Here is a 24,985-nt window from a genome sequence, read left to right as displayed (position 1 = left end):
CCCCTGCCTCCCCTGCTCCCCCTGCCTCCCCTCCCCTCTCTTATGCGTCTTCCCTTCCCCACCTTCTCAACTGCTGCCCGTTCTCAACAACATATTGGTGAGGTAATTGAAACGGCGACGACGGAATATTTAGCCCAATGTTTGGAACCGGAGGATTTGAGTTTTCCGGTGATGCCTGCCTTTGGCAGTTGGGTGAAATCTAGGGATGAGGAGTCGGGAAATCAGGTTTATGGGGTGGTTTATCATGCTACGACTAGCCCGATTGATTCCGTACATCGGGCGAGGGCGTTAGGATTAAGTTTAGAGGAATTGCGAGAACAGCAACCCCAAATTTTTGCCATGTTAAAAACGGAATTTCGGGTGGCAATTGTGGGGTTTGAGTTGGCGAGTGAAGATAATAGTTCGCAACCGCAACGGGGCAAAATTTATCAATATATTCCGCCCCGTCCGCCTCAAATTCATCAAGCGGTGTATGAATGCGAACCGGATGAAATTGTGGATTTTAGTCAGGAATTAGATTTTTTAAGAACTTTATTAGATGTAGGTAATGCTCCGGTTGATTCTTTGGTAGCAGCAGCAATTCGAGAAGTTTATAAGTTTAAAACCTCAGATAGAGCTTGGTTAGTAGAAGCGGGACGAACCCTGAGTATTTTATTAAAAGATGACTATGATCGCTTGCGAGTAATTCTCAAGCAAATTCATCCTTGATTATCGGAGACTTAAATTGATCCAGCTTCTGTCACTTTCCGAATTAAGCAAGTATTAAATAAACTAATTTAGCCAAATGTTATAGCAAGAGGCAATAGGGAATAGGCAATCTCGCCATAGGTAAATACTTACTGTGAGCAGCTTTTAGCTTTCAAGAATGTCCTTATAGATGTGGCGACTGCTATATCATCTATAGGTTTGATTGGGTTAAATTTAACAAGTCTAAACAAGAACAGAAAATCTCAGTTTGTTGCTGAAAAATTTCTTCAGCCGTCAAATTTGATTGAGACTCAGAAATAAAATTAACTTGATCAGAAGCACTTTGATATGTTGTTTGAATTGTCAACATTAGTTTGATAAAATCATCCAAGTTATCTTTATCTTTGAGTGCAGGGATAATTACATTGCTGGGTAAAGACTCAAGTATTTTAATAAAATCGGCATCTTTTAAGTTTAAGAATGCAGCCCGAAGTTTCCTGTATTTTTGGTTAATCTCCATGGCATCATTGTGTCTATATTCATTAAGCCAATCAGGTTTTACTGACTGTTTTTTCTGAAGAATAGCCAGGTGATGTCCTGATTCAATAATTTCTATATTAAAACTATCAGGATATACTGACAACCAATTTTTTAAAATAATCTTTTCACTTTCTCGATTGAAATCATCCAAAATGACAATACCACCAATACGGAGTTGGTTATAGACTTGATATAAACAGGCTTCTCTTCCTCTTAAGGTATAGAATGGTGGCCCATCTATAATTACGCAGTCAAAACTAAGGTTGTTTAAGGAAGTATCTTGAGTATAAGCAAAAATCGTACCCAAACCATATTCTTGAAAACTCAAAGGCTGATATTTTAACTCAAAGAGAGATTCTGGTTGAAGAAATTCTTTAGCAAGCTCTTGAGTTTGATGATAACAGTCTAAATCTGCATCTATTGAGATTATTTTGGTTTGAGGAAAACTTAAAGCTAGACGGATGGAACTTGCACCGCTACCAAATTCTAAAATATAATTTGGCAAATTAACTTTCTCATTGATCAAGTCAACAATTTTCAGGAATCCTTCTTCCCCAATTCGCCAAGCCAAATTAAGATTTAACTGATGATTATCAAAATTCATTAATGTATGGGATCATTAGATCATAAATAATTGCTTAATTGTATACAAAAAACCTAAATCGGTAATTTTATGGCAATTTTGGCGACAAGCTTTGATTAAAGCTTCCATTATGTTAACATGGATTCGTCTATTTTGGATAAAAATCTTGAATATCCTGTGCTGTTAGTTGTTGTTCTCCGATTCACTTGGGGTGATCAGCATCTGTGGCTCAATACTTCTACCTTTTTCAAAGCCAAAGATAACTTTATTTCGATAGATTAAATCAAGTTCTTACCGATAACCAACAAATCAAATGCCATGAAAAATCCTTTAATTTCTATTATTACTCCCGCTTATAAGGCAGAAAACACTATCAAGAGAGCCGTGAGCAGTGTCATACATCAAGATTTTATGGATTGGGAAATGATTATTATTAGCGATGATTACCAAAATTATTCTCAAATTCTTAAAGAAGATCATATCGTGGATGAACGCTTACAATTTATTTCAACAAATAAATTTGGTTCGGGTTCAAGTAATGCCAGAAATAAAGGGTTAGAGGTTGCTAGAGGACAGTACATGGCAACCCTAGATGCGGACGATGAATTTAAACCTCAAAAATTATCAAAGATGATCCCTTTGGTTGAGAGGTATGGTGCGGCTATTTCTGATATTGAAATTCGAGATCATGATTCTGATCTTTTACTAGAAAAATTCAATAAGTTACCTAATTATGAGTTTCTTTCTCCAAAAGACTTACCATGGGTTTCTCTTCATAGCTCTAGTATTTATTTATATGATGCCACCAAAATACCCAATTTATATTATGATACTGATTTTCCCAGAATGCAGGATTTTGTTTTTTTAATGTCCTTTTTTAATGACATTGAGTGTATTGGTTTTGAACATGAGCCTTTGCATATTTACTATAAGCGTAAGGGATCTGCTTGTAACTCTGCCGATACCCATGAAACGTTTCATAAATCTAGAAATAAATTGCTTGAAAAAATAAATAATGGTCAAATATCTATTCAAAACAATTTAGCCAAAGCTGAGTGCATAAAAATCATAAATTTCATATCGGAAACAGATAATATTTACGATATGGAAATTCTGAAAAATCCCCAAACTGATTGGCTGGAAATTTTTAAAACTAAAATTCAAGATCGGGATTTTTTAGGATATGTAAATTTTTTGAGAAACGAGGTTTAAAAAAGGCACAAGAACGGTGAAAATCGTGTTTTTTTACATCAACTTGACACTATTACTTTACCATGATAACTTTAGCTTTGGTTGCAAATTCAGCACAATTTACTTTTTAAATGAGAAAAAATTCAATGATTAAAACCTATGTAAGTAATGCTTTCTTAAAAATTGAAGATTCCCAACTTTATGCTATTTTTGCTTGGAGTCAACGCACAGCAGAAATTATTACTAACAAATCCTGGTTAACAATATTAGAAATATTTGTTCACGAACATTCTTTAGAAAAAGCTTACCTAATCTTTGAACAAATTCAATCAGCTTCAGTCCTAGAGAAGACGGAGGAGCTAGAACAATATCAACATCTGCTGGAAAATGCCATCGTGTTTTTAGCCGATGGAAAAATTACAATTTTCGGTAAGGGATTTCGCAGCTTTATCGAAAAGGAAATGTTATTTGAACTGGGTGATATCAGTCAAAAAAGTTACCAATTTCTGACACAATTATTTTTTAACTATCAATTAAAAGATGATTTCCAATCCATTAATACCCTAGAAGAATTTCGTAATTTAGTGGAACATTTAGAAAAACTGGGGTTGCTATCTCCTGCTACAAATTCCATAAATTGGGGGGATTTAAAAAAGACTGTTCCTATTTGTCAAGCATTTGGTTTAACCAGAGGTACACCAGTAGATAGATACTATCTCAGCCAATATTTAAAAGAAATTCAAACGCAAATTTATGGTAATATCCTAGAAATAGGAGGCATACCCAAAGATAAAGACTTCTATGAAGTCAATCCTGGAACATCCTATCAAATTATGAATATAGAACCCGGTTTGGGAATAGATATAGTCGGTGATGCTCACGATCCATCTATAATTAAACCGGAATCCTTTGATTCCATCGTAATTTTTAATGTTCTGGAACACTGTTATGCACCTTGGCAAGTAGTAGAAAATATTTATACTTGGTTAAAACCAGGGGGTAAATGTTTTGCCATGGTTCCCAGTTCTATCAGACTCCATGCTACACCCATGGACTATTGGCGGCCTTTACCTGATGCTTTTGCTTGGATGTTTAGAAATTTCTCTGACCAAAAGCTCTATATTTATGGTAATCCTATTACTGTTATTGCTAGTTATCATGGCATCGCCACTGAAGAACTAACAACCGCAGAACTAGACGCATATCATCCAGATTATCCTGTGGCTACCTGTATCGTAGCCCAGAAATAAAATTCACTTTTTATAACTCTTTATCAATTGCCATGAGTCCGATTAATTTTGATATCCAACCCGAAGTTAGCATCATTTTATGTACATACAATCGAGCCCAATATTTAAGTCAATGTATTGATAGTGTTATCGGTCAAACTTTTAAAAATTGGGAATTGCTAGTTGTCGATGATGGCAGCAATGATCAGACTTTTGAAATTGTCAACCCCTATTTACAAAACACTCAAAATATCCGTTATTTGAAACATAAAAATCGCAAGTTAGCCTACTCTAAAAATGTCGGTATTCAAGCCTCATTTAGCTCCTATATTACATTTTTAGATAGTGATGATACCTATGCCCCTCATCATATAGAATCTCGTTTTAATTATCTAAAATCTCATCCTGAAATTGATTTAATACAAGGCGGATTTTTTTCTGAGGAAGATATTATAGTAGCTGATTATTATAAACCTGGGAAAACCATTAATTTAAAAGAATGTGTTTTAGGCCCTACCTTTTTTGGTAAACGTCAAGTATTTTTTGAATTAAAAGGATTTGATAATATCGCCTATGGTGAAGATACAGATTTTTGGCAACGAGCAGAAAAAGTATTCAAAACTCAAAACATTACCAAACCAGAAACCTATATTTACACAAGAGCAGAAACAAGTATTACTAAGAGTGTTTTAGCAAATATTTATTTACATGAAAATTAATACTTTGTTTTGCCAAATTAGCTAAAAGCTAATAACATAAATCAACGAATTTTACCATTTTCAAAGGTTTTTATATGAAAAATAGAGGAGTTATCTATTGTGCAACAGGAAATGTTTTATATCTGGAAGCAACTTTTGATTTCGGCTATTATACTTTTATTTTGTATTACTTTTTTATCTGGCTGTCAAGAATATGTAAATAAAAATAACGGGGTAATTCATCTGACACTATGGCAATCAATTAATCCCCCTAAAAACCGCGATGTTTTTGAAAGATTGGTAGAAAAATTCAATCAAAAACATACTGATATTCAGGTAGAATCTATTTACGCAGAAGGATTACCAAAAGTATTAACGGCTGTCGTTGGTAATGCCTCTCCAGATATTCTGTCATTTTATCCTCAACTTACGGGTCAGTTTGTCGAATTGGGCGCAATTGTTCCCCTAGAAGAATGGTTTGACCAATTACCCGGGAAATCTGAAATTATTCCTAACACATTGGAGGAATTAAAATTAGATGGTCACTTGTGGTCAATTCCTCTTTCTACAAGTAATCTGGCTATTTTTTATCGTCCTACACTTTTTGAAGCTGCGGGAATAAAAGAAACCCCGAAAACTTGGGAAGAATTACGCCAAGTTGCTAAAAAATTGACAATCGATAAAAATGGCGATCAACTACCCGAACAACATGGAATATTACTGCCTTTAGGTAAAGGAGAATGGACTGTTTTTAGTTGGTTTCCGTTTTTATTAAGTGCCCCCGGTGAAATAGTAACTAATGGCTATCCCAATTTAACTAATGCTGGAGCTATTACCGCTTTAAAATTCTGGCAAGACTTAATTAAAGATGGTTCAGCCATTCTTTCTAGTCCAGAACGGGGTTATGAGGAGGATAATTTTCTGGCGGGTCGTGTGGCAATGCAAATCACTGGCCCCTGGACTTATATTACTAAATCTAATGTTGATTATCAAGTATTTCCTATCCCTGCTAATATTAAGAAAGCTACGGTGATTGGGGGTGGAAATCTTTATGTGATGAAGACTAAGCCAGAAAGAGAGAAGGCAGCACTGAGGTTTTTAGAATTTGTTTTAAGTGAAGAATTTCAAACAGAATGGGCTATAGGGACTGGTTTTTTACCCGTTAATATTAATTCTGTTCAAAGTCCGGCCTATCAACAATTCCTCAACTCCCAACCTTGGTTAAAAGTGTTTGTAGACCAAATGCCTGTAGCCCGCGCTCGACCCATTATTGCTGGATATAATCGTTTATCTAATAGTTTGGGTCGAGCCATTGAGTCCACATTACTAGGTAAATCTTCTGCTGAGGAAGCACTCAAAGAAGCTCAAGCCCGTTTAGAACTAATTTGGAATAGTAATTAATTACTGACAAATTCCCGTGATCTTTTAATTCTTTGATTCAAAATCCTCACGATATGGTATATTGGAAAGGTTGTCTAAAAATCACACATCCAGGGATTCGGGTGTTTCTAGGGTTAAAACCCTTAGCTGATACGCCTGGATGGAGGATTAACCCGAATTAGGAGTTATAAAGAATGGGCGTTATTAGTTTGGCAGAAATGCTGGAGTCTGGAGTTCACTTTGGACATCAGACCCGCCGTTGGAATCCAAAAATGTCTCCCTATATCTACACGGAGCGTAACGGGGTTCATATTATTGATTTAGTTCAAACCGCAGAACTAATGGAGGAGGCCTATGATTATGTCAGAAGTTCCTCTGAAGATGGGAAGAAGTTTCTGTTTGTCGGTACTAAACGTCAAGCTGCTGGAATTATCGCCAGCGAAGCCGCCCGTTGCGGGGGATATTATGTCAACCAACGTTGGTTGGGGGGAATGCTGACCAACTGGGCGACGATTAAAACCCGGGTTGACCGTCTGAAAACTTTGGAAGACCGCGAGTCCAGTGGTTATTTTGATTATCTTCCTAAAAAAGAAGCTTCGGTTTTACGTCGAGAATTGACGAAATTACGGAAGTATTTAGGCGGAATTAAAGCCATGCGTCGTGTTCCTGATGTGGTGATTTTAGTTGACCAACGCCGGGAATATAATGCGGTGATGGAATGTCGGAAATTAGATATTCCCATTGTGTCTTTATTAGATACCAATTGTGATCCTGATTTGGCAGATATTCATATTCCAGCTAATGATGACGCTATTCGTTCAATTAAGTTGATTGTCGGTAAGTTAGCCGATGCAATTTATGAAGGACGTCATGGTCAAGGTGCAGAAGCACCCGAAGACTTTGAAGATTACGAAGCCGAGTATGAAGACGATGAAGAAGTTGAAGATATCGGCGATTTAGATTCTGATTCGGAGTCGGAAGAATAAAACCTAAAACAAGTTCTCAGGAGTCTTTTTTTTGGACGGGTTTAAACTAAATTATCCCCTCGGGACTCCTGGAATATTAATCTGGAAAAACGCTCTTATTCATTTGTTATACTGGTGGTTAACAGATGGATGATAGCTGTAGCAAACCTAGAATAAATCTGAGGAAAAGATGGCGGAAATCTCAGCAAAAGTTGTGAAGGAACTGCGCGATAAAACGGGCGCGGGGATGATGGACTGTAAAAAAGCCCTGATTGAAAATGATGGGGATATCACTAAGTCCATAGAATGGTTGCGTCAAAAGGGAATTAGTTCTGCGGATAAAAAGACCTCTCGCAGCGCTACCGAAGGCTTGGTGGGAAGTTATATTCACACTGGCGGACGGGTTGGAGTGATGGTGGAAGTCAACTGCGAAACAGACTTTGTGGCGCGTCGGGAGGAATTTAAGGCATTAGTGAATAATATTGCCATGCAAATTGCAGCTTGTCCTAATGTGGAATATGTTTCTATTGATGATATTCCCCCCAGCATTACCGCTAAGGAAAAAGAGATTGAAATGAAGCGGGATGATTTAGGAAATAAACCTGATAATATTAAGGAAAAAATTGTTCAAGGACGAATTGATAAGCGTCTTCAAGAGCTATCTTTAGTTGATCAACCTTACATTCGCAATCAAGATATTACGGTGGCGGAGTTGGTAAAACAAAGTATTGCTCTGTTAGGAGAAAACATTAAAATTCGTCGCTTTGCTCGTTTTGTTTTGGGCGAAGGGTTAGAGAAGGAAGAAAAGAATTTTGCGGATGAAGTGGCTGAACAAATGGGTAAAGCCTAGGTTACTTCTGAAGTTAATTGATAGTTGGAACTCCGATCTGATAGGAATTTAATTATGATCGGAGTTCATTAATTCGTAATTCGTAATTCGTAATTCCTTTATGGCTGGATCAATAAATCGCGTTGATCAGGATATCGCTGCTTTGGAAGAAGCGATCGCTAAAATTGCCCAAGAGTTTCATCAGGCTTATGAAGTCTATTTGGTAGCCCTGGGGCAAGGGGTACGTCAACAATTAATTTTGGCGAGTTATCATCTCTGTACTCAAACCTATCCTCAAGCATTTTTAGAGTTATCGGTTTCACAACGACAAAAATTACAACAGGAGCTAAGAAATTTAGCCCGACAAATGCAGACGGATTTGTGCGATTCTCTGCACATTCTAGTTTCGTTTGAACTTGTAGATGGAGAGGAGGAGGATTTTACCTCTGAGCAGGGGGAGGCACAGCCCGAGGAAAATTTGCAGGTTTCTCGGACTCCACAACCGTTGGATTTATTGGCTTGGCAAGAAGGGATTGAAACTGAAATTGTGCGGCTGTTGAAATTGCTATCTAAGGATGCTAACTTGCTGTTACAACGGTTTGGACTGTTACCGAAAAAATTACCGGAAGCGATTTTGGAAGTGGCTTCTAAAGCTCAAGCGTCGAGTGATATGGTGGCTGGGCCAGCGAATTTGCTCCAGATCATGATTGAGACGGAGGATGATGACGAGTCCCAAACCTCTATGATGACCAAGTTAACGGCTATTCATTTGCGCCTGGGGGAAATTGAGTTTGCGGATGCTAATGTGATGGCGCGACGTCACCAACTCCGCCATTTATCGGGACAGTTGAGTGGTATCCGTCGGGACTATCAAAAAAAGTTACGGGAGAGGGCTATACTTCAGGCGGAAGACGCTTGGCGAGCCAGTTGGTATGAGGATTAAAAAGGGTTGTAATACTTGTGGGTTAAGGTTTTAGGGGTTTTGATTGACTAAAAAATCAAGAGTAGGGACGAACGACCCCCAGTAGCATCTACTCAAATTATAGCACCCGAAAACTATTCGTGTCAACCTTCTTTAAAATTCGCTTTGATTTTCCCCGAAAATTGAGGGGTGGGGAAATTCGAAAAGTCTGTAAGGCTATGGATAAAGGCTTTTAAGATTTATTGCTTAAAAAATCAAGTGCAAGTCCACAACCCCGCCACTAGCATTTGCTAAAATTATAGCAAAATCGATTTGTTATTGTCAACCCCTCTGAAATTGGCGTTAATTCCTATTATTAAAAAGCCGAGTAGAGCGGTTAAAGAAAAGCAAAGAAAATCTCTGTTCTGCTGACAATACAATATATTATAATAGGCTGTGGTGAGTCACAAAGACAGGGTAATTAGGAACTGAGATTAAGATGAAATCTTATCAACCGGACTGGTGGAGATTTAGTAAAGCGTTGTGCGTGGAAGCAGAACGGGGTTTTACGAATTTACAGGGGAGTCAATATCAGTTCCATGAATTTTTTTATGTGAGTTTAAAGGAATTGTTTGAAAATGCACCGCCGGAGACCCAACAACGGTGTCAAGATTTGGCGGAGGAGTTTTTACGCTATCCTGAATTAGCCATAGAAGACCGACAACATTTAATTGCCGATACGAGACGTTTTTTATTGCAATTACAACGGTTATTTGACTGTAGAAATAAGGTATCGGATATTCGGGAAAAAGAACACAATCGAAACCCCCAGGCTCGTAGTGCTGGAATGGCGGAAAAAGCCAAAAGTGTTGAGATTTCCTTAGAACAATCCTTAGAAAAAATTATCGGGCCGAGAAATAGCGATCGCATCGCTAAATTAGGAATTTTAACCGTATTTGATTTACTGTATTATTATCCCCGGGATCATATTGACTACGCCCGACAGGTAAAAATCAAAGAACTCGAACCTGGGGAAACCGTAACCCTAATTGCTCAGGTAAAACGGTGTAGTTGTTTTAGTAGTCCGCGCAATAAAAAATTAACCATATTAGAATTAGTATTAAGCGATAATACCGGACAGCTTAAAATTAGTCGATTTTATGCCGGAAATCGATATAGTAGTAAAGGTTGGCAACATCAACAAAAAAATAATTATGCTCCCGGGGCGTTGATTGCCGCATCGGGTTTAGTCAAAAAAAATCAATATGGGATTACCTTAGATAACCCGGAATTAGAGGTTTTAGATGATGCCGATGGTCAAATTGAATCGATGAAAATTGGGCGACTTTTGCCCGTGTATCCGTTAGCAGATGGCATCGGGGCGGATGTGGTGAGAAAAGCGGTAATTGCAGCCTTACCGGCGGCGAAACAATTAAAAGATGCCTTACCCCAAGAAGTATTAAATCAATATCAATTAATTGGGTTAACTAATGCCATTGAGAATATCCATTTCCCTCCAGACCGAGATTGTTTATCGGCGGCTAGACGGCGGTTAGTTTTTGATGAATTTTTCTATTTACAGTTAGGATTATTAACCCGAAGACAACAGCAGAAACAAGTGGAAACCAGTGCAGTTTTAGCCCCAAAAGGCAAATTAATGGATGAATTTTATCAAATTCTACCCTTTCAATTAACCAATGCTCAAGATCGGGTAATTCAAGAAATTCTCCAAGATTTATATTCCCCTGAACCGATGAATCGATTAGTACAAGGAGATGTGGGAGCCGGAAAAACCGTGGTGGCGGTGGTGGCAATGTTAGCGGCAATTCAAGCCGGATATCAAGCCGCTTTAATGGCGCCAACGGAAGTTTTAGCCGAACAACATTATCGAAAATTAGTCAGTTGGTTTAATTTAATGCACCTGCCTGTAGAATTATTAACGGGTTCAACGAAAGTGGGAAAACGGCGTCAAATTCATGCCCATTTAGAAACGGGAGAATTGCCAGTTTTAGTCGGAACCCATGCCTTAATTCAAGATAAGGTAAATTTTCATCGTTTGGGATTGGTGGTGATAGATGAACAACATCGATTTGGGGTTCAACAACGGGCTAGATTACAACAAAAAGGCGAATCTCCCCATGTTTTAACCATGACCGCCACTCCCATTCCCCGCACCTTAGCCCTAACCTTACATGGGGATTTAGATGTGAGTCAAATTGATGAACTTCCCCCCGGTCGCCAACCCATTCAAACCACTATTTTAACCGGAAAACAACGACGGGATGCCTATGATTTAATTCAACGGGAGGTAGCCAAAGGTAGACAGGTTTATGTGGTATTACCCTTAATTGAAGAATCAGAAAAATTAGATGTTAAATCGGCGGTGGAGGAACATCAAAAATTACAGTCTAAGATTTTTCCCGAGTTTAAAATTGGGTTGCTCCATGGTCGAATGAGTAGCGCGGAAAAAGATGAAGCTATTACTCTATTTCGGGATAAAGAAACTCAGATTCTGGTGTCAACAACGGTGGTGGAAGTGGGGGTGGATGTTCCGAATGCCACGGTGATGTTAATTGAAAATGCCGAGCGGTTTGGATTATCTCAAGTGCATCAATTACGCGGTAGGGTGGGTCGAGGAAAGGATAAATCCTATTGTTTATTAATGTTAGGAGGTTCTACCCCTGAAGCGCGACAACGGTTACAGGTTTTAGAACAATCTCAGGATGGGTTTTTGATTGCCGAAATGGATTTACAATTGCGGGGGCCAGGACAGGTTTTAGGCACTCGTCAGTCAGGTTTACCGGATTTTGCTTTAGCCAGTTTAGTTGAGGATCAGGAGGTGTTACAATTAGCCAGGGATGCTGCCCAAAATGTATTAGAAAAAGATCCAAAGTTACAGGGTTTACCTTTAATGCGAGATGAATTAAATCGTCGTTATATTAAGATTATGGGAGGCAGTATTTTAACCTAGTTCTCATTACCTATCGCAGATTTAAACGGATTACGCAGATTAACACAGATTAAAATCCGTGAAATCCGTGAAATCCGTGAAATCCTCTTAAATCCGTGTTCCCTATTCCCTTAAAAAATGAAAATAGTATTAACAAATGATGATGGTATTGATGCACCAGGAATTAAAGCATTAGGGAAGGCAATTTCTGGGGAAAAAATTTTGATTGCTCCCCAAAAAGAATATTCTCAATGTGGACATCAAGTCACAACTAATCAAGGCATTCATGTTGAAAAACGTTCGGAAATAGAATATGCGATCGGGGGAACTCCCGCCGATTGTATTCGGTTAGCAGTATCCCATCTTTGTCCTGATTTAAGTTGGGTGATTTCGGGAATTAATCCGGGGGGAAATATGGGGGTTGATGTGTATATTTCCGGGACGGTGGCGGCGGTGAGGGAGGCGGCAATTCAGGGAATTCCGGGGATAGCTTTATCGCAATATCGCAAAAAAGGAAAACCCGTGAATTGGAAAAGGGCAACCCGTTGGGCAAATTTAGTGTTAAATGAATTAATGCAGCATCCTCCGCAACGGGGGTGTTTTTGGAATGTTAATTTTCCCGACTTGGAACCGGAAGATCCTGAGCCAGATCTGGTATTTTGTAAATTAGGAATTCAATCTTTGCCGATTAATTATAGAGTAGAAGGAGATTATTTTCATTATCATGGAAATTATAGCGATCGCACCTACGAAGTCGGAACGGATGTAGAGGTGTGTTTTCGGGGTAAAATAGCTGTGAGTTTAATTAGATTGTAGGTGAGGGGTCAAGATTAATTTAAACACCCAGACACCCAGACATAAAGAGGTTGTAAATATAACTAGCCGATTGGTGTCAGGGGTGGATGTGACAATTCTTAACACCATTTCTCATGAAATTAGTTTAGTATCAGGAATTAGGCGGTTTTTCTTGGTGCTGTGATTAGCAAGACGCCTATTGTTGAATTTAGCTTTGGGATTAAAACTTTAGTATGAGCGTTAACTTAGCAACCCAACTGCGAGAAGGCACAAAGAAGTCTCACACAATGGCGGAAAACGTTGGTTTTATTAAGTGCTTTTTAAAGGGTACAGTAGAAAAGACGTCTTACCGAAAATTGGCAGGAAATCTCTATTTTGTCTACTCCGCAATGGAAGAAGAAATGGAGCGCCACCGTAACCATCCAATTTTATCTAAATTGTATTTTCCTGAACTGAATCGCAAACAAAGTTTAGAGCAGGATTTATGCTTTTATCATGGTGCAAATTGGAAAGAAGAAGTACAACCTTCTGAAGCCACAAAAGCCTATGTTGCTCGAATTCGAGAAATCTCTAATTCTGAACCCGAATTGTTAATTGCCCATCTCTATACTCGCTATTTAGGGGATTTGTCCGGGGGGCAAATTCTGAAGGGAATTGCTCAAAACGCGATGAACTTACAGGATGGACAGGGAACTCAGTTTTACGAGTTTAATGATATTCCCGACGAAAAAGCATTTAAGGTCAATTATCGTCAACAAATGGATAGCGTTGATATTGACCAAGAAATGGCAACTCGCATTGTCGATGAAGCCAATGATGCCTTTGGGATGAACATGAAAATGTTCAATGAATTAGAAGGGAATTTAGTCAAAGCTATTGGTCAAATGTTGTTTAATACCTTAACTCGTCGCCGGACAAAGGGCGCAACGGAAGGGTTAGCAACCGCCGCCGAATAATCAGTTATAGCAGGCAACAGGTAACGTCAGGTTTGCGAGATCAGTCCTTGTGCTAACCTTTCTGGAAACTGCTATAAAATACTATAAAACAAATTAGTCCTGAATGCAAGGATTTGTCTTGTGTTCAGGATTTTGTATTTTTATAGGGGAATGAAAGATCCATAAGAGGGTTGGAAGACCCAACCCCTACGATATATAGCACTACGCATTACGGTTAGGACATTTTTAAACCCTGAAACCCTTTCAATTCTGTTCCCTGTTCCGGTGTTCCCTTGCGCGTAGCGCTATGCTATTTAGGATTGCTATATTGGCTTACTGACTAACCACTTGCTGGGCGTTTTTTTGTCGATGGAGGGCATAGAGTTGGAAGAACACAATCATCCCTACAATAAAACTACCCGTCACAGCAATAGCTGTATTGATGGGTAAATTATTTTTGAATACTGCTAGTAAAACAATCACCAATAAAAGCACCGTTGGTACTTCATTTAGACTGCGGAATTGTTGACTGGTGAACATCACCTTATGGGTAGCTAATTGTCGCATAATCCGACCACAATAAAAATGATAGGCGACTAAAACCGCAACTAATCCTAATTTAATATGCAGCCACATATCTTGTAACAGGCTGGGTTGTGTAATTAAAAGGGCGATCGCCATTACCACCGTCACCACCATTCCTGGGGTTGTGATGATGCCATAAAGACGCTTTTCCATCAATTCATATTGTTCTTTTAAAATGCTACGGGCGGGTTCGGGTTTTTCTTCGGCTTCGGCGTGATAAACAAATAATCTCACCAGATAAAATAAACCTGCAAACCAGACAACCATTCCGATGATATGAAAGGATTTAAACCAAAAATAAGTCATAGATCCAATAAAATCCTCAACAATAAAGGTGGTATAAACCACCTTACTGGATTCTGGACAATCTGGCAATTAAATCGCCCTTGATAATCTTTGTTCCTGTTGGGCTAGAGTATGGGTATCAAATAAAAAGGCAATATTTCTCACTAAGAGTCTGCCTAAATTGGTGACGACAATAGAATCATAATTAGACTGAACTAACCCATCAGCGATTAAAGGACGCATGGCGATTAATTCCGGGGCAAAGTAACTGTCAAAATCGAGATGATATTTAGCTTCGATTTGAGATTTATCTAAGTAGAAACTAGACATAATTTGCATAATCACATCTCGTCTGAGAATATCATCCTTACTCAATTTAAACCCTTTACTTACGGGTAAAATTCCCTGATCAATGGCTTGATAATACTCTTTTAATCGCTTATGGTTTTGAGCGTAGGTATCTTCTAACATACTAATAGAGGTTAACCCAAAGCCATAAAGTTCGGCTTCCGGTTGGGTTGTATACCCTTGAAAATTTCGTTTTAAGGATGAATTTCGTTGGGCGATCGCTAATTCATCATTGGGTTTTGCAAAGTGATCCATGCCAATAAAAACATAGCCATTATCGGTCAATTCTTGGATTGACATTTGCCAAATTTCTAACTTTTCATGGGGTTGGGGTAGGGCAGATTCGGGAATATTTTTCTGGACTGGTTTCATCCAGGGAACATAGGCAAAGTTAAAAATAGCAATCCGATCAGGATCGAGTTTAATCGTCTTTTTAATGGTTTCTTTAAAGCTAGACAAAGTTTGATAGGGTAAGCCATAAATTAAGTCCACATTCACACTTTCAAATCCGGCTTCTTTAATCCAATCCATTACATCAAATAACAGAGCTTCCGGCTGGACTCTATTAACCGCTTCTTGCACCTGGGGATTAAAGTCTTGAATCCCAAAACTAATCCGATTAAACCCCATTTGTTTCAGGAAAAAGATATAGTTTCTATCGACGTATCGGGGATTAATTTCTATGGAAATTTCGGCTTTATCATCAAAGATAAACTGTTTATTAATGGTTTCCCATAAATAATCAACCTGTTCTAAGGATAAGTAATTCGGCGTACCACCGCCCCAATGCAGTTGGGTAACGGGGCGTCGAGTATCAATAAAACCAGAAGTGAATTCAATTTCTTTTGACAAATATTCGACATAAGTTTTAGCTGCATTTTTATTATTAGAAACAATCACATTACAGCCGCAGAAATAGCAAGCTGTTTGGCAAAAGGGGATATGGAAATAGAGAGATAAGGGAGATTGGCGTCGATTCGATTCAGTCAGGGAAAATTCCCAATCTAAAGGGGTAAATTCATCTTTTAATTCTGTGGCTGGTGGATAACTGGTATAACGAGGAACTGCATTACCGTATTTTTCAATTAAATCAAAATCAAACGCCACATTGGCAACTGAAAAAACCATTGATTTGTTCTCCCTAATCAGTTATAATTGTAGATAATAAATAGACAAAATTAAACCGTAGCTGGAGTTGGGGCTTCTCCCAAATCTCGCAACATAGCAATATTCAGGACAAAAGCGTTATTGGCTTCGGCAACAATTTGATCTTGGAGTTGTTCACTGAGGACTAATTCATTCAATCTTTGACGATAGAGATTTTTAAATTCATTGACATCTAAGATTTGATCGAATTCATAAAAACAAATTCCTTGATGTTCTTCTAAATGAAATACAGATTGGACAATTTTTTTCAAACTTTGTCCTCCCGATAAATCACCCATATAGCGAGTATAGGAGTGAGCAATTAATAAGGTGGGTTCGGTAGCAGAAAGTTCGTGAAGTCGAGAAACATAAGCTTGGGCGGCGGGAGAAGCGGTAATATTATCTGGCCAATGTTCTCCATAATAAAAGTTTAAGTCTTTCTCTAAATTGGCTTTTCGGTTGAGTTCGGGGAAATAAATTTTGCTAATATTGGGATGGGTTTGATGGGCTTGTAATTCTGCTTCTAATTGGCTATAAACAAAATATAAATTACTCAGAAGTTGACAAAAAGATTCTCTACTGATACCCCCGGATAAAAAGTTTCTCATAAATCCGGTATGTTCGGCATTACTATGAGATTGTTGGGTTCCGATTTTGAGTTTTTCAGCTAAGTTTGTCATAATTTTAGAGATGAATTAAGATTAAATTTTTCCTCAGACTAAAAACAGGGGAAATAGCAAGCCCGAGGTTCGGTTTTTCCTACTCGAATGAATCTATCACTATATCGCTGGTTAGTTATATAGTTGTTACAATTCTTTACTAACGCAGGAAATTTAGGGGAACCCCTAGACAAAATAAAAATTATATAGTTCAATAACTAGATAGTAATATTTAAGGAATCGCAGCGATGGTAAACACTATCCAAAACCCCGAAACTCAAGGACTGCGGCCCGGGATTAAAAATCCGGTTCAAGAGACATTGCTGACCCCTCGCTTCTACACAACGGACTTTGACGCGATGGCGAATATCAATTTATCCACTTGTGAGGAGGAATTTTCGGCGGTTTTACAGGAGTTGCGGGCGGACTATAACCGCCATCATTTTGTACGGGATGAACAATTTGACCAAAGTTGGGAACAAATTGATGAGAGAACCCGCTTGGCGTTTGTTGACTTTTTAGAACGGTCTTGTACTTCTGAATTTTCTGGATTTTTATTATTTAAAGAGTTATCACGTCAACTGAAAAATCGCAACCCTTTATTATCAGAAGCGTTTCATTTATTAGCCAGAGATGAAGCCCGTCATGCGGGGTTTATTAATAAGGCGATGTCAGATTTTAATTTATCGTTAGACTTAGGCTATTTAACTAAAAACCGGACTTATACTTTCTTCAAACCCGAGTGGATTATTTTCGCGGTTTATTTATCGGAAAAAATTGGGTATTGGCGTTATATTACGGTGTTTCGTCATTTAGAAAAACATCCCGAACATGAATATTATCCTTTATTCCGTTATTTTGAAAATTGGTGTCAGGATGAAAACCGTCATGGTGATTTCTTTAAGGTTTTATTGCGATCGCAGCCCAATATGTGGCAAAGTTGGAAAGGTAGACTGTGGGCACGGTTTTTCCTATTAACGGTGTTTGCTACCCATACTTTAACCGTTAATGAAAGAGAAGATTTCTATGAAACCTTGGGGTTAGATGCTAAGGAATATAATCGTCATGTGGTGAGGAAAACTAATGAAACTTCTTTAAGAGCATTTCCCGAAGTTTTAGATACAGAACACCCAGACTTTTTCCGTCGTTTAGAACAATGTTCTGAGAATAATGTCAAGAATCAAAAAATTGATGCTACCGAAAAACCAAAATGGGTTAAATTCCTATTAAAATTGCCCACAAATTGTTCAACTTTGTGGCATTTACTAAGAATTTATTTAGCTAAACCTATTGATGCAGAAGCATTACGGGCGGAAGTTCATTAATATTTTTGTATAAAAACGGGGTTTTACAATAATTTATAAAACCCTGTTTTTTAATTATAAATTAATCATGAATTGTGCCATCGGGCATCACCGCCCCATGAAGATTAGCGTGGGTTAAAATTGTCCGAGTTAAGTCCGCCCCTTGTAAATTAGCTCTGGATAAATTCGCCCCACTAAAATCGGCATAACTTAAATCGGCATCTTTGAAATTTACGCCACTGAGGTTAGTCTTATAGCTTTGTTCAGAGCTTAAAACCCCTAACCCTGAAACTCCAAAAATGGCATGACAGAGTTTAGCTTTTTCAAAGTTAGCCTGTTCTAAAATTGCTCCACTAAAATTAGCATAACTCAAATCAGCTTCCACTAGAATTGCATCAGTTAAATCCGTTTGTTGATTCTGGTTAGGGCGAAAATTAGCTTCAAAAATAATAGCTTGGGAAAGGTTGGCATTTTTTAAATTACATCCCGATAAACACGCTTTGATGAGTTTAGTTTCTTCTAAGGATGTGTGAATCAGTTTTGCTCCGGTTAAATCGGCTTCTCGTAACTGAGCTTGATATAAATTCGCTTCGCTTAAATCAGCCCCCCAAAGAATGGTTTCACTGAGGTTAGCATGAAATAAATTAGCTTGAGAAAGCTTAGCTTTTCCTAATCTTGCTTCTCGCAAATCGGCATAACTTAAATTGGCTCGGGTTAGGTTTAAATTAACTAAATTCGCTTCTTGTAAATCAACATAAGATAGGTCAATATCGGGAAAATTCCGCTCGGCGGCGGCATATCTGCGGAGAAATTCATCAACATTCATGATAATATTAAGTTAAATCAAGGATTAAAAAATAAACTAAACAGCAGATTTAACCGCTCGAAGTTGTTCTAACTGTTGGTTTTGTTGCTGCATTTGAACCACTAAAGATTCACAGACTAAATCACAAACTTCAAATAAAAGGGGATTAGCAATTTCATAGTAAACGCTGACACCTTGTTGGGTGCGGGTAACAATTCCTGCCTGGGCTAGTAGTTTTAAATGTTTAGAAACATTCGCCTGTCCTAACCCGGTGGCTTCAATAATTTGGGTGACATTTTTAGCCCCAGATTTTAAGCAGCAAATAATTTGTAATCGACTGACTTCTGATAATACTTTAAAAAAGTCTGCCATTAATGCTAGGGCGGCGGGAGATAATTGTAAATAATCGCAGTTTGAAGTCGATTGCATGGATTTTAGACTGGGGTGGGTGATGGGCAGTAGGACTGAATCGGATTATTAATATTACTTGTCTATTATATTACCACATTATCTAATCATTTAGGGAATGGGGAATGGGGAACAGACAGGAAAAGAGTTCTCTGTGCCCGGTTTTAGCATTAGTCTCTGGGCGACTGCTATAATATCTCTAATTGGGTTTTAATTGAGATTTTTGTTTCGTTTTCTCTCGCTCAGTCGCAGTAAAATATCGGTGTGAACCTCTTTTGTAATCGGATATAAAAAAGTAAAAATCATCCCAATTATGAGAACAAGGGTGGGTAAGGGGCCAATAGCAAACCGGACGGCTAACAGGGCTGAGTCTGGTTGAATGGGGGCGGGTTGACCGGGAACTGTAGAAAGAAATCCAGCAAAACTTAAGGCTTGTCCGACCAAAAATAACCCCACGGCTAACCCAATTTTTTGCAATAAAACCATAAAAGAATAGAAGACTCCTTCTCGTCTTTGTCCGGTATTTAATTCATCTAAATCGATGACATCAGGAATCATTGACCAGGGAACTAAATAGGCCGTTGAGACCCCACATCCAGCTAAAATTGCCAGAATATACATTAATCCAACCTGTCCGGGTTGGAGGAAAAACAAACCCGCTTGGGCAATAATCCACACCCCCATTCCCATAAAATAAACTGACTTTTTCCCATAGCGTTTACTAACAGAACTCCAGACAAATAACATCACTAAAGCGGTTCCCTGAACTGCGATTGCCACCTGGGGAAAAGCTGCTTCCGGCATCTGCATCCAATTGACTACAAAATAAGGTAAAATTGAAGCGGTGAGTTGAACTCCTAACCAGGAACAAAGATAAATTCCAATCACCAATAAAAAAGGCCGATTACTCAAGGCAATTTTGATTTGTTCTGCCAGGGGAATACTATCGGAATTATCCTGACTATCTGCGACTGAATTTCCCGACCATACCCGCTTTCGAGTTCCCAAGAAACACCAAAATATGGGAAGAACTGATAGAATCGCACAAACTGCCCCTAAAACTAAATATTTTTGATAGGGAGAATCAGGAAATAAACTAAAAATAATTTGTGCTAAAATCAAGGAGAAAATACTACCACTGATGGAAAAAGAAAAGCGAAAACTATTGAGACTGGTGCGTTCATTATAGTCCGATGTTAATTCGGGAGTTAGGGCAGTGTAAGGTAAATTAACGGCGGTGTAAGCGGTATTAAATAAAATCCCAATAATCACATAATACCCAAACAAAAACCATTGATTATTACTCGGAACAATCCACTGTAAAAAAAACAGAATCCCAAAGGGAATTGCACCAAAAACCATCCAAGGATAACGTCTTCCCCAAGGATGAACCGTGCGATCACTTAATACTCCCACAATCGGATCATTAATCGCATCCCAAATTTTTCCCACCATTAATACACTTCCGGCTAATCCAGCAGGTAAACCCGCAACATTAGTCAGAAAAACCATCACAAAAAATACAGAAATATTAGCGGTAATTGCCGGGCCTAAATCCCCTGCACCAAAGGCTAATTTAGTTGATAAATTTAGCTTTTCTCGAGGAGAAACTGTTGGAGAAGGAGTGGAGTTCATCTGTATTGATATTAAAGAGTATTGCCAACTTAGAACCAAAACCCGATGGCTAACAACAGGATAGCTTAAAACGATATGCTGATTAAATACCAATAATCATTCAGGAGTAATGTAATTATGGCTGCTCTAGGCGATCGCTTTAATCGGATGATGGGGAAAACCCGATTTGTCGTTAGTCGTTTGTTTCTACATTTGGGAGGAGATCAGGTCGCGCCCCTGCTGGGAATACTTAACCAAGCCGCCAGGGACGTGATTGATGCTGAGGGCGATTTACCAGTCACAGGAGAAGCCTTAGTAGAAGTCTGCCAAGGTCTGCTTCAGTATGACACCTATTGGCTCTCAGGCTCCAATGAAGGGGATGTGGTCTGGAGTGAGGGCGAGGCGGCGGACTACTTTAACGAACTGTTCACGGATTCGGGCCAACGGTATTTGAGTCAACCGGATTTTTCTCAACCCCTAGATGAAAGTTCATACCTATCTTTACCCATTACCCACAATTTAATTGTGATGATTACCATAGTTAGTGAAGGAGAAGTTCCTGAATTAGAAACGGATTTAGCTAGTTTGGAAGCCATGAATCAGGGGTTAAAAACATTAATTAATCTGCATTATCAACACCGACTCCGAGGGATTCAAGTGCATTTTTCCCCGGCTGTTTTAGGAGATGAATTAACCAACGACCAATTATTAGAGAACTTTCCCGAACTGATTCCCCTTTAGGGAATATTATCGGTTGATCTGGAAGTTAAAAAATAGTTACCAATTGAGGATTTTTTTGTTACAATAGGAGACACAAATGTTGACAAAAGTGAATGGATTTATGTGGAAAAAAATTTTAATTCTGTTGATTTCGGTAACGTTTTGTTGGACAACGGTTGCCTGTGGGTCTGCCACAACTTCATCGATTCCCCAACAATCGGCCCGCACCACGTCTGCCCCCCAAAATCAAGTGATGGAGGGTAAATATCCGGTTCAGCAAGCCCAATATAATGACGTCGATGGGGAGTATACCCTGATGTTATTAAATACTCCGGCGGGGAAATCTGCCACCTATCGGACGACGGATTTACAAATGGCGCAGTTAAGCGATGAACAAATTAAAGCCGGAGAAAAAAGCACCTTAAATATTACCAATGGTCAACCCATTTTGTATTTAACCGAAGACTTTCGGATTGAATATGTTCATAATGTTACCGAAACTCAAACCAACCCCGCCACGGGTCAACCGCAAACCGTTGTCGTGCGACAAGAATCGAGTTTCTGGACACCCTTTGCCGCATCTTTCGCCGGAAGTGCGATCGCTAATAGCTTATTTGCCCCCCGCTATTATGTCCCTCCGATGTATCAACCTGGCGGTATGATGACCGGATATGGCGGTTACGGTTCCAATTATAATCAAGCCGTCAACGACTATCGGACTCGATACAATAGCCCCCCAGCGGCGGTAAAAAATAGCACCACCCTCCGCACCACCGGAAATATTCGCAACTCCAACCGGAATTCCTCCGTCAACCGTCCCAACTCCCCCAATTCCAGCCGTTCAACGGGTTCGGGGTTCGGAGCAACGGATTTACGCACCTCCCCGAATAAAGGTTCAACTCAACAACGCAAACCCAGTTTCGGCAGTGGTTCCCGCAGTCGTTCCTCCTCTGGCAGTGGCAGCAGAAGACGCCGTTAAACCGTAGTGAGCCCGACCGGGCTCCTTCTTCCTTTCAACAAGTTGATTCGAGATCATTACAACTGATAGAGTTTGATTGGGAAAAAGCGATCGCTTCTTTGGAGAGTTACATTGAGTATTCACCCCCCAGAATTAAAACTAATATCAAATCCTAATCAGCAGGAGATAATTACCTCTGAAAAAGATTGGTACAACACAATTATTTTAGGTGATTGCTCAAAAGTTTTGCAGCAAATTCCTTCTAATATAGCCGATCTGATTGTAACATCTCCTCCCTATGCAGATAGCAGGAAAAAAACCTATGGCGGGATTAATCCAGATGATTATGTCCAATGGTTTCTTCCTATTTCTCTGGAATTGTACAGAGTTTTAAAAGAAGATGGAACCTTTATTATTAATATCAAAGAAAAAGTTGTTAATGGAGAAAGGCATAACTACGTTATTAAGTTAATTTTAGAAATGCAACAACAAGGATGGTTATGGACTGAAGAATATATTTGGCATAAAAAGAGAGGAATAACTCAGGAAATTGTGGCTGTAAATGGTTGTATGTATGGAAAAGATAAAAACCCTTTGAAAGCGGATTAAGATCCAGATAAAGTCTATTTTAAATATGCTGGCCAAGATTTTTGGAATTTTATCTCAGAAGATGATAATTTCTACCAGGAGATGATTGTACCCATTGACATAGAAGCCAAGAAAAAAGATGAAATTTTTAAAGCAACTTATTCTGCTAAAATCAATGAAATGACGCAAGAATTTATGCGTTATTTTATGAAAAATAATCAGATTGACTGGATTAAATTAGTTGATTATGTTTCCAAGCGGGAAGATGTGAAGTTAGAATCAGTAGAAGCCCAGTTGTCTTTAGAATTAGAATTAGAAGAATCCTTTGATTTAGAGGAATAAGCGATCGCATAACTCCATTTCAACCTTTATTTAAAAGGCAGAAGAATCGCTAGTAAAATAAATATGACCTAAAGTTTTTCCCTGATAAACTCGTTTGGTTAAACGCCAACCGGGTTCTAAAATTATTTTAGCGAAACCACTGGTAAATCCATAGGTTCTACCAATAATAATCGGTGGCGCGTAGGCATCGGCCCGGGACTGGGCAACTAACAAAATATCACTAGGCGTACTTTGAACACTCAAAGCATGGGACAGCACCAAATCCGTTCCAGCCATTCTCACCGAATAACCATTACTATCGGTAGCCCGTCCACAAATCCCAGTAAAATCAAAATTCAGCAGTAACGGATCAACAATCGTGGGCTGACTACCGCTTTCACTCCAACAGGGGCGACTATCCGAGACCTGTTCCACAATGACTAAAGTATGTCCAAAGGCGCGAGGCACAGCGATCGCCACAAATCGATCCTGATCTACCTCTTTTTGGTCAAAATTAACTGCGATCGCATTTAAGCTAAAACTCAGGACTGATATCCCGATTACCAAAGCAACTATAATTGGTTTTAGTGCTGATTTCATATGAATTTGCACCGTCTAATGGTGGCAGGAATTTACTTAATCGATTCTCTAAAATCCCACGGGAACCACTAACCCTTCCCGTGCCATAATTGCTTGGGGAGATATGGCCTGGACTTCCTTTTCTATCTGATCCAAAAAGTCATCGCTATGGCTAGGGTCATGGTGAAAAATCACCACTCGCTTGACTCCTGCGGCTTTAGCCATCTTTACGGCTTCTTGCCAAGTGGAATGTCCCCAACCGATTTTCGGAGATTTAGGATTATGATACTCCTCATCGCTATACATAGCATCGTAGATCAAAATATCGGCATTTTGAGACAGATTTAAGACATTCTCATCTAAGCCATCGGGGAGATGTTCGGTATCGGAGCAATAAACCGCCGTGCGTCCCTTCCAAGTCACCCGATATCCCATAGCCGTATTCGGATGGTTCAGTTGTCCGGTTTCAATCAGAATATCATCCAACATCATCGAGTCTCCGGGCTTAAGTGTATAGAATCTCAAGTCACCTTGCAGTCCCGTCAGGGGAACTGGAGAATTAGGATGCAAAATCCGGTCAATAAAATGTTGTTTCATCGACTCCCCATCCGGCGGAATTGCCCCATAGATATGAAAGCAATTGCCCCGCATAAAAGCCGGGGTAAACAGGGGAAATCCTTGAATATGATCCCAGTGGTAGTGCGTAAAGAACATATACGCCTCCACCGGGGCTTCTTTGAGTAAATCATCTCCTAGGAGTCGCAGGCCAGTTCCGCCATCAAAAATCAAGCGTTTACCAGCCACTCGCATTTCCAAACAGGAGGTATTGCCCCCATAACGAATCGTCTCTTTTCCAGGGGTGGGAATACTGCCCCTAACCCCCCAGAACTGGATCACAAAATCCTCGGGTTTAGAGTCGGGAGCAGATAAATTAGAGAGCTTCTGAGGGTTAGCCCCCACAGACGATAGGCTGGTTTCCATT

Annotated in this window: 24 protein-coding genes and 1 pseudogene; 16 read left to right on the top strand and 9 right to left on the bottom strand. The window is 39.2% G+C overall.

Going from position 1 to position 24,985, the window contains the following annotated elements:
• The first annotated feature begins 42 nt into the window (after positions 1 to 42).
• Positions 43 to 708, top strand: coding sequence for an HAS-barrel domain-containing protein (locus PL11201_RS13285; RefSeq protein WP_079679604.1), 666 nt, complete (start codon positions 43 to 45; stop codon positions 706 to 708).
• Between the two features lie 190 nt (positions 709 to 898).
• Here PL11201_RS13285 and PL11201_RS13280 read toward each other — a convergent pair whose 3' ends face one another.
• The gene (locus PL11201_RS13280; RefSeq protein WP_079679302.1) at positions 899 to 1,831 is read right to left on the bottom strand and encodes a class I SAM-dependent methyltransferase; all 933 of its coding nucleotides are present in this window, start codon (positions 1,829 to 1,831) and stop codon (positions 899 to 901) included.
• A 297-nt stretch (positions 1,832 to 2,128) separates the two neighbouring features.
• On the opposite strand from PL11201_RS13280, the gene PL11201_RS13275 reads away from it, so the two are divergent.
• From PL11201_RS13275 to PL11201_RS13230, 10 genes are all read left to right on the top strand, one after another.
• Entirely contained in the window at positions 2,129 to 3,022 is an 894-nt protein-coding gene (locus PL11201_RS13275; protein ID WP_079679301.1) for a glycosyltransferase family 2 protein, read from the top strand.
• A gap of 125 nt (positions 3,023 to 3,147) precedes the next feature.
• A complete protein-coding gene (locus PL11201_RS13270) occupies positions 3,148 to 4,251 on the top strand; it encodes a methyltransferase domain-containing protein (RefSeq protein WP_079679299.1) in 1,104 nt (367 codons plus the stop codon).
• A gap of 32 nt (positions 4,252 to 4,283) precedes the next feature.
• Positions 4,284 to 4,949 (top strand): glycosyltransferase family 2 protein, encoded by a 666-nt coding sequence (locus PL11201_RS13265; RefSeq protein WP_079679297.1) that lies wholly within the window; start codon positions 4,284 to 4,286, stop codon positions 4,947 to 4,949.
• A 99-nt stretch (positions 4,950 to 5,048) separates the two neighbouring features.
• The gene (locus PL11201_RS13260; protein ID WP_234996690.1) at positions 5,049 to 6,329 is read left to right on the top strand and encodes an ABC transporter substrate-binding protein; all 1,281 of its coding nucleotides are present in this window, start codon (positions 5,049 to 5,051) and stop codon (positions 6,327 to 6,329) included.
• A gap of 173 nt (positions 6,330 to 6,502) precedes the next feature.
• Entirely contained in the window at positions 6,503 to 7,294 is a 792-nt protein-coding gene (gene rpsB, locus PL11201_RS13255; RefSeq protein ID WP_079679295.1) for a 30S ribosomal protein S2, read from the top strand.
• A gap of 169 nt (positions 7,295 to 7,463) precedes the next feature.
• Positions 7,464 to 8,123: a translation elongation factor Ts gene (gene tsf / locus PL11201_RS13250; protein ID WP_079679293.1), complete on the top strand. Its 660-nt coding sequence runs from the start codon at positions 7,464 to 7,466 to the stop codon at positions 8,121 to 8,123.
• 100 nt (positions 8,124 to 8,223) lie between these two features.
• Positions 8,224 to 9,045, top strand: a complete 822-nt coding sequence (locus PL11201_RS13245) for a hypothetical protein (protein ID WP_079679291.1) — start codon at positions 8,224 to 8,226, stop codon at positions 9,043 to 9,045.
• A gap of 457 nt (positions 9,046 to 9,502) precedes the next feature.
• Positions 9,503 to 11,974, top strand: coding sequence for an ATP-dependent DNA helicase RecG (recG, locus tag PL11201_RS13240; protein WP_079679289.1), 2,472 nt, complete (start codon positions 9,503 to 9,505; stop codon positions 11,972 to 11,974).
• Positions 11,975 to 12,091: 117 nt separating this feature from the next.
• Positions 12,092 to 12,769 (top strand): 5'/3'-nucleotidase SurE, encoded by a 678-nt coding sequence (gene surE, locus PL11201_RS13235; protein ID WP_079679288.1) that lies wholly within the window; start codon positions 12,092 to 12,094, stop codon positions 12,767 to 12,769.
• 212 nt (positions 12,770 to 12,981) lie between these two features.
• On the top strand, positions 12,982 to 13,704 hold the full coding sequence (locus PL11201_RS13230) for a biliverdin-producing heme oxygenase (RefSeq protein WP_079679286.1): 723 nt from the start codon (positions 12,982 to 12,984) through the stop codon (positions 13,702 to 13,704).
• A gap of 312 nt (positions 13,705 to 14,016) precedes the next feature.
• On the opposite strand, the gene hemJ is transcribed toward PL11201_RS13230, so the two are convergent.
• From hemJ to PL11201_RS13215, 3 genes are all read right to left on the bottom strand, one after another.
• Positions 14,017 to 14,574 (bottom strand): protoporphyrinogen oxidase HemJ, encoded by a 558-nt coding sequence (hemJ, locus tag PL11201_RS13225; RefSeq protein WP_079679602.1) that lies wholly within the window; start codon positions 14,572 to 14,574, stop codon positions 14,017 to 14,019.
• Between the two features lie 69 nt (positions 14,575 to 14,643).
• Entirely contained in the window at positions 14,644 to 16,029 is a 1,386-nt protein-coding gene (hemN, locus tag PL11201_RS13220; protein ID WP_079679284.1) for an oxygen-independent coproporphyrinogen III oxidase, read from the bottom strand.
• A gap of 50 nt (positions 16,030 to 16,079) precedes the next feature.
• Positions 16,080 to 16,727, bottom strand: coding sequence for a biliverdin-producing heme oxygenase (locus PL11201_RS13215; protein WP_079679282.1), 648 nt, complete (start codon positions 16,725 to 16,727; stop codon positions 16,080 to 16,082).
• 227 nt (positions 16,728 to 16,954) lie between these two features.
• On the opposite strand from PL11201_RS13215, the gene acsF reads away from it, so the two are divergent.
• Entirely contained in the window at positions 16,955 to 18,031 is a 1,077-nt protein-coding gene (acsF, locus tag PL11201_RS13210; protein WP_079679280.1) for a magnesium-protoporphyrin IX monomethyl ester (oxidative) cyclase, read from the top strand.
• Between the two features lie 61 nt (positions 18,032 to 18,092).
• On the opposite strand, the gene hetL is transcribed toward acsF, so the two are convergent.
• The 3 genes from hetL to PL11201_RS13195 all read right to left on the bottom strand — a co-directional run bounded on the left by hetL (position 18,093) and on the right by PL11201_RS13195 (position 20,858).
• Positions 18,093 to 18,836 carry a heterocyst differentiation pentapeptide repeat protein HetL gene (hetL, locus tag PL11201_RS13205; RefSeq protein WP_079679278.1) on the bottom strand — a complete coding sequence of 248 codons (744 nt, stop codon included), beginning with the start codon at positions 18,834 to 18,836 and terminating at the stop codon, positions 18,093 to 18,095.
• 36 nt (positions 18,837 to 18,872) lie between these two features.
• Positions 18,873 to 19,244, bottom strand: coding sequence for an ArsR/SmtB family transcription factor (locus tag PL11201_RS13200; RefSeq protein ID WP_234996689.1), 372 nt, complete (start codon positions 19,242 to 19,244; stop codon positions 18,873 to 18,875).
• Positions 19,245 to 19,433: 189 nt separating this feature from the next.
• Positions 19,434 to 20,858 carry an MFS transporter gene (locus tag PL11201_RS13195; protein WP_079679277.1) on the bottom strand — a complete coding sequence of 475 codons (1,425 nt, stop codon included), beginning with the start codon at positions 20,856 to 20,858 and terminating at the stop codon, positions 19,434 to 19,436.
• A gap of 117 nt (positions 20,859 to 20,975) precedes the next feature.
• Here PL11201_RS13195 and PL11201_RS13190 point away from each other — a divergent pair, with 117 nt between their 5' ends.
• From PL11201_RS13190 to PL11201_RS26800, 4 genes and pseudogenes are all read left to right on the top strand, one after another.
• Positions 20,976 to 21,578: a DUF1517 domain-containing protein gene (locus tag PL11201_RS13190; protein WP_079679275.1), complete on the top strand. Its 603-nt coding sequence runs from the start codon at positions 20,976 to 20,978 to the stop codon at positions 21,576 to 21,578.
• 76 nt (positions 21,579 to 21,654) lie between these two features.
• Positions 21,655 to 22,536 carry a hypothetical protein gene (locus PL11201_RS13185; protein WP_234996688.1) on the top strand — a complete coding sequence of 294 codons (882 nt, stop codon included), beginning with the start codon at positions 21,655 to 21,657 and terminating at the stop codon, positions 22,534 to 22,536.
• A gap of 111 nt (positions 22,537 to 22,647) precedes the next feature.
• Positions 22,648 to 23,124 (top strand): DNA methyltransferase, encoded by a 477-nt coding sequence (locus PL11201_RS26805; RefSeq protein ID WP_234996687.1) that lies wholly within the window; start codon positions 22,648 to 22,650, stop codon positions 23,122 to 23,124.
• An 18-nt stretch (positions 23,125 to 23,142) separates the two neighbouring features.
• Positions 23,143 to 23,445 (top strand): annotated as a pseudogene (locus PL11201_RS26800) (PmeII family type II restriction endonuclease); the annotation flags it as partial.
• Between the two features lie 30 nt (positions 23,446 to 23,475).
• Here the strand turns inward: PL11201_RS26800 and PL11201_RS13175 are convergent.
• Together PL11201_RS13175 and PL11201_RS13170 are read right to left on the bottom strand one after the other, a co-directional pair.
• The gene (locus PL11201_RS13175) at positions 23,476 to 24,024 is read right to left on the bottom strand and encodes a DUF3747 domain-containing protein (protein ID WP_079679274.1); all 549 of its coding nucleotides are present in this window, start codon (positions 24,022 to 24,024) and stop codon (positions 23,476 to 23,478) included.
• A gap of 48 nt (positions 24,025 to 24,072) precedes the next feature.
• Entirely contained in the window at positions 24,073 to 24,984 is a 912-nt protein-coding gene (locus PL11201_RS13170; RefSeq protein WP_079679273.1) for an MBL fold metallo-hydrolase, read from the bottom strand.
• Position 24,985: the final 1 nt, after the last annotated feature.

The organism is Planktothrix sp. PCC 11201, from assembly GCF_900009135.1.
Classification (GTDB): Bacteria; Cyanobacteriota; Cyanobacteriia; order Cyanobacteriales; family Microcoleaceae; genus Planktothrix.
Note: the sequence above shows the minus strand (reverse complement) of the source record. Positions and strands in the feature narration are given on the sequence as shown.

Bases quoted from the DNA above. Each gene is read 5' to 3' on its own strand.
- PL11201_RS13280 (WP_079679302.1), bottom strand. From the start codon at position 1,831: ATGAATTTTGATAATCATCAGTTAAATCTTAATTTGGCTTGGCGAATT.
- PL11201_RS13200 (WP_234996689.1), bottom strand. From the start codon at position 19,244: ATGCAATCGACTTCAAACTGCGATTATTTACAATTATCTCCCGCCGCC.
- PL11201_RS13170 (WP_079679273.1), bottom strand. From the start codon at position 24,984: ATGGAAACCAGCCTATCGTCTGTGGGGGCTAACCCTCAGAAGCTCTCT.
- PL11201_RS13215 (WP_079679282.1), bottom strand. From the start codon at position 16,727: ATGACAAACTTAGCTGAAAAACTCAAAATCGGAACCCAACAATCTCAT.
- PL11201_RS13190 (WP_079679275.1), top strand. From the start codon at position 20,976: ATGGCTGCTCTAGGCGATCGCTTTAATCGGATGATGGGGAAAACCCGA.
- PL11201_RS13175 (WP_079679274.1), bottom strand. From the start codon at position 24,024: ATGAAATCAGCACTAAAACCAATTATAGTTGCTTTGGTAATCGGGATA.
- tsf (WP_079679293.1), top strand. From the start codon at position 7,464: ATGGCGGAAATCTCAGCAAAAGTTGTGAAGGAACTGCGCGATAAAACG.
- PL11201_RS13275 (WP_079679301.1), top strand. From the start codon at position 2,129: ATGAAAAATCCTTTAATTTCTATTATTACTCCCGCTTATAAGGCAGAA.
- hetL (WP_079679278.1), bottom strand. From the start codon at position 18,836: ATGAATGTTGATGAATTTCTCCGCAGATATGCCGCCGCCGAGCGGAAT.
- PL11201_RS13185 (WP_234996688.1), top strand. From the start codon at position 21,655: ATGTTGACAAAAGTGAATGGATTTATGTGGAAAAAAATTTTAATTCTG.
- PL11201_RS13270 (WP_079679299.1), top strand. From the start codon at position 3,148: ATGATTAAAACCTATGTAAGTAATGCTTTCTTAAAAATTGAAGATTCC.
- PL11201_RS13195 (WP_079679277.1), bottom strand. From the start codon at position 20,858: ATGAACTCCACTCCTTCTCCAACAGTTTCTCCTCGAGAAAAGCTAAAT.
- rpsB (WP_079679295.1), top strand. From the start codon at position 6,503: ATGGGCGTTATTAGTTTGGCAGAAATGCTGGAGTCTGGAGTTCACTTT.
- surE (WP_079679288.1), top strand. From the start codon at position 12,092: ATGAAAATAGTATTAACAAATGATGATGGTATTGATGCACCAGGAATT.
- PL11201_RS13245 (WP_079679291.1), top strand. From the start codon at position 8,224: ATGGCTGGATCAATAAATCGCGTTGATCAGGATATCGCTGCTTTGGAA.
- recG (WP_079679289.1), top strand. From the start codon at position 9,503: ATGAAATCTTATCAACCGGACTGGTGGAGATTTAGTAAAGCGTTGTGC.
- acsF (WP_079679280.1), top strand. From the start codon at position 16,955: ATGGTAAACACTATCCAAAACCCCGAAACTCAAGGACTGCGGCCCGGG.
- PL11201_RS13265 (WP_079679297.1), top strand. From the start codon at position 4,284: ATGAGTCCGATTAATTTTGATATCCAACCCGAAGTTAGCATCATTTTA.
- PL11201_RS13285 (WP_079679604.1), top strand. From the start codon at position 43: ATGCGTCTTCCCTTCCCCACCTTCTCAACTGCTGCCCGTTCTCAACAA.
- hemN (WP_079679284.1), bottom strand. From the start codon at position 16,029: ATGGTTTTTTCAGTTGCCAATGTGGCGTTTGATTTTGATTTAATTGAA.
- hemJ (WP_079679602.1), bottom strand. From the start codon at position 14,574: ATGACTTATTTTTGGTTTAAATCCTTTCATATCATCGGAATGGTTGTC.
- PL11201_RS13230 (WP_079679286.1), top strand. From the start codon at position 12,982: ATGAGCGTTAACTTAGCAACCCAACTGCGAGAAGGCACAAAGAAGTCT.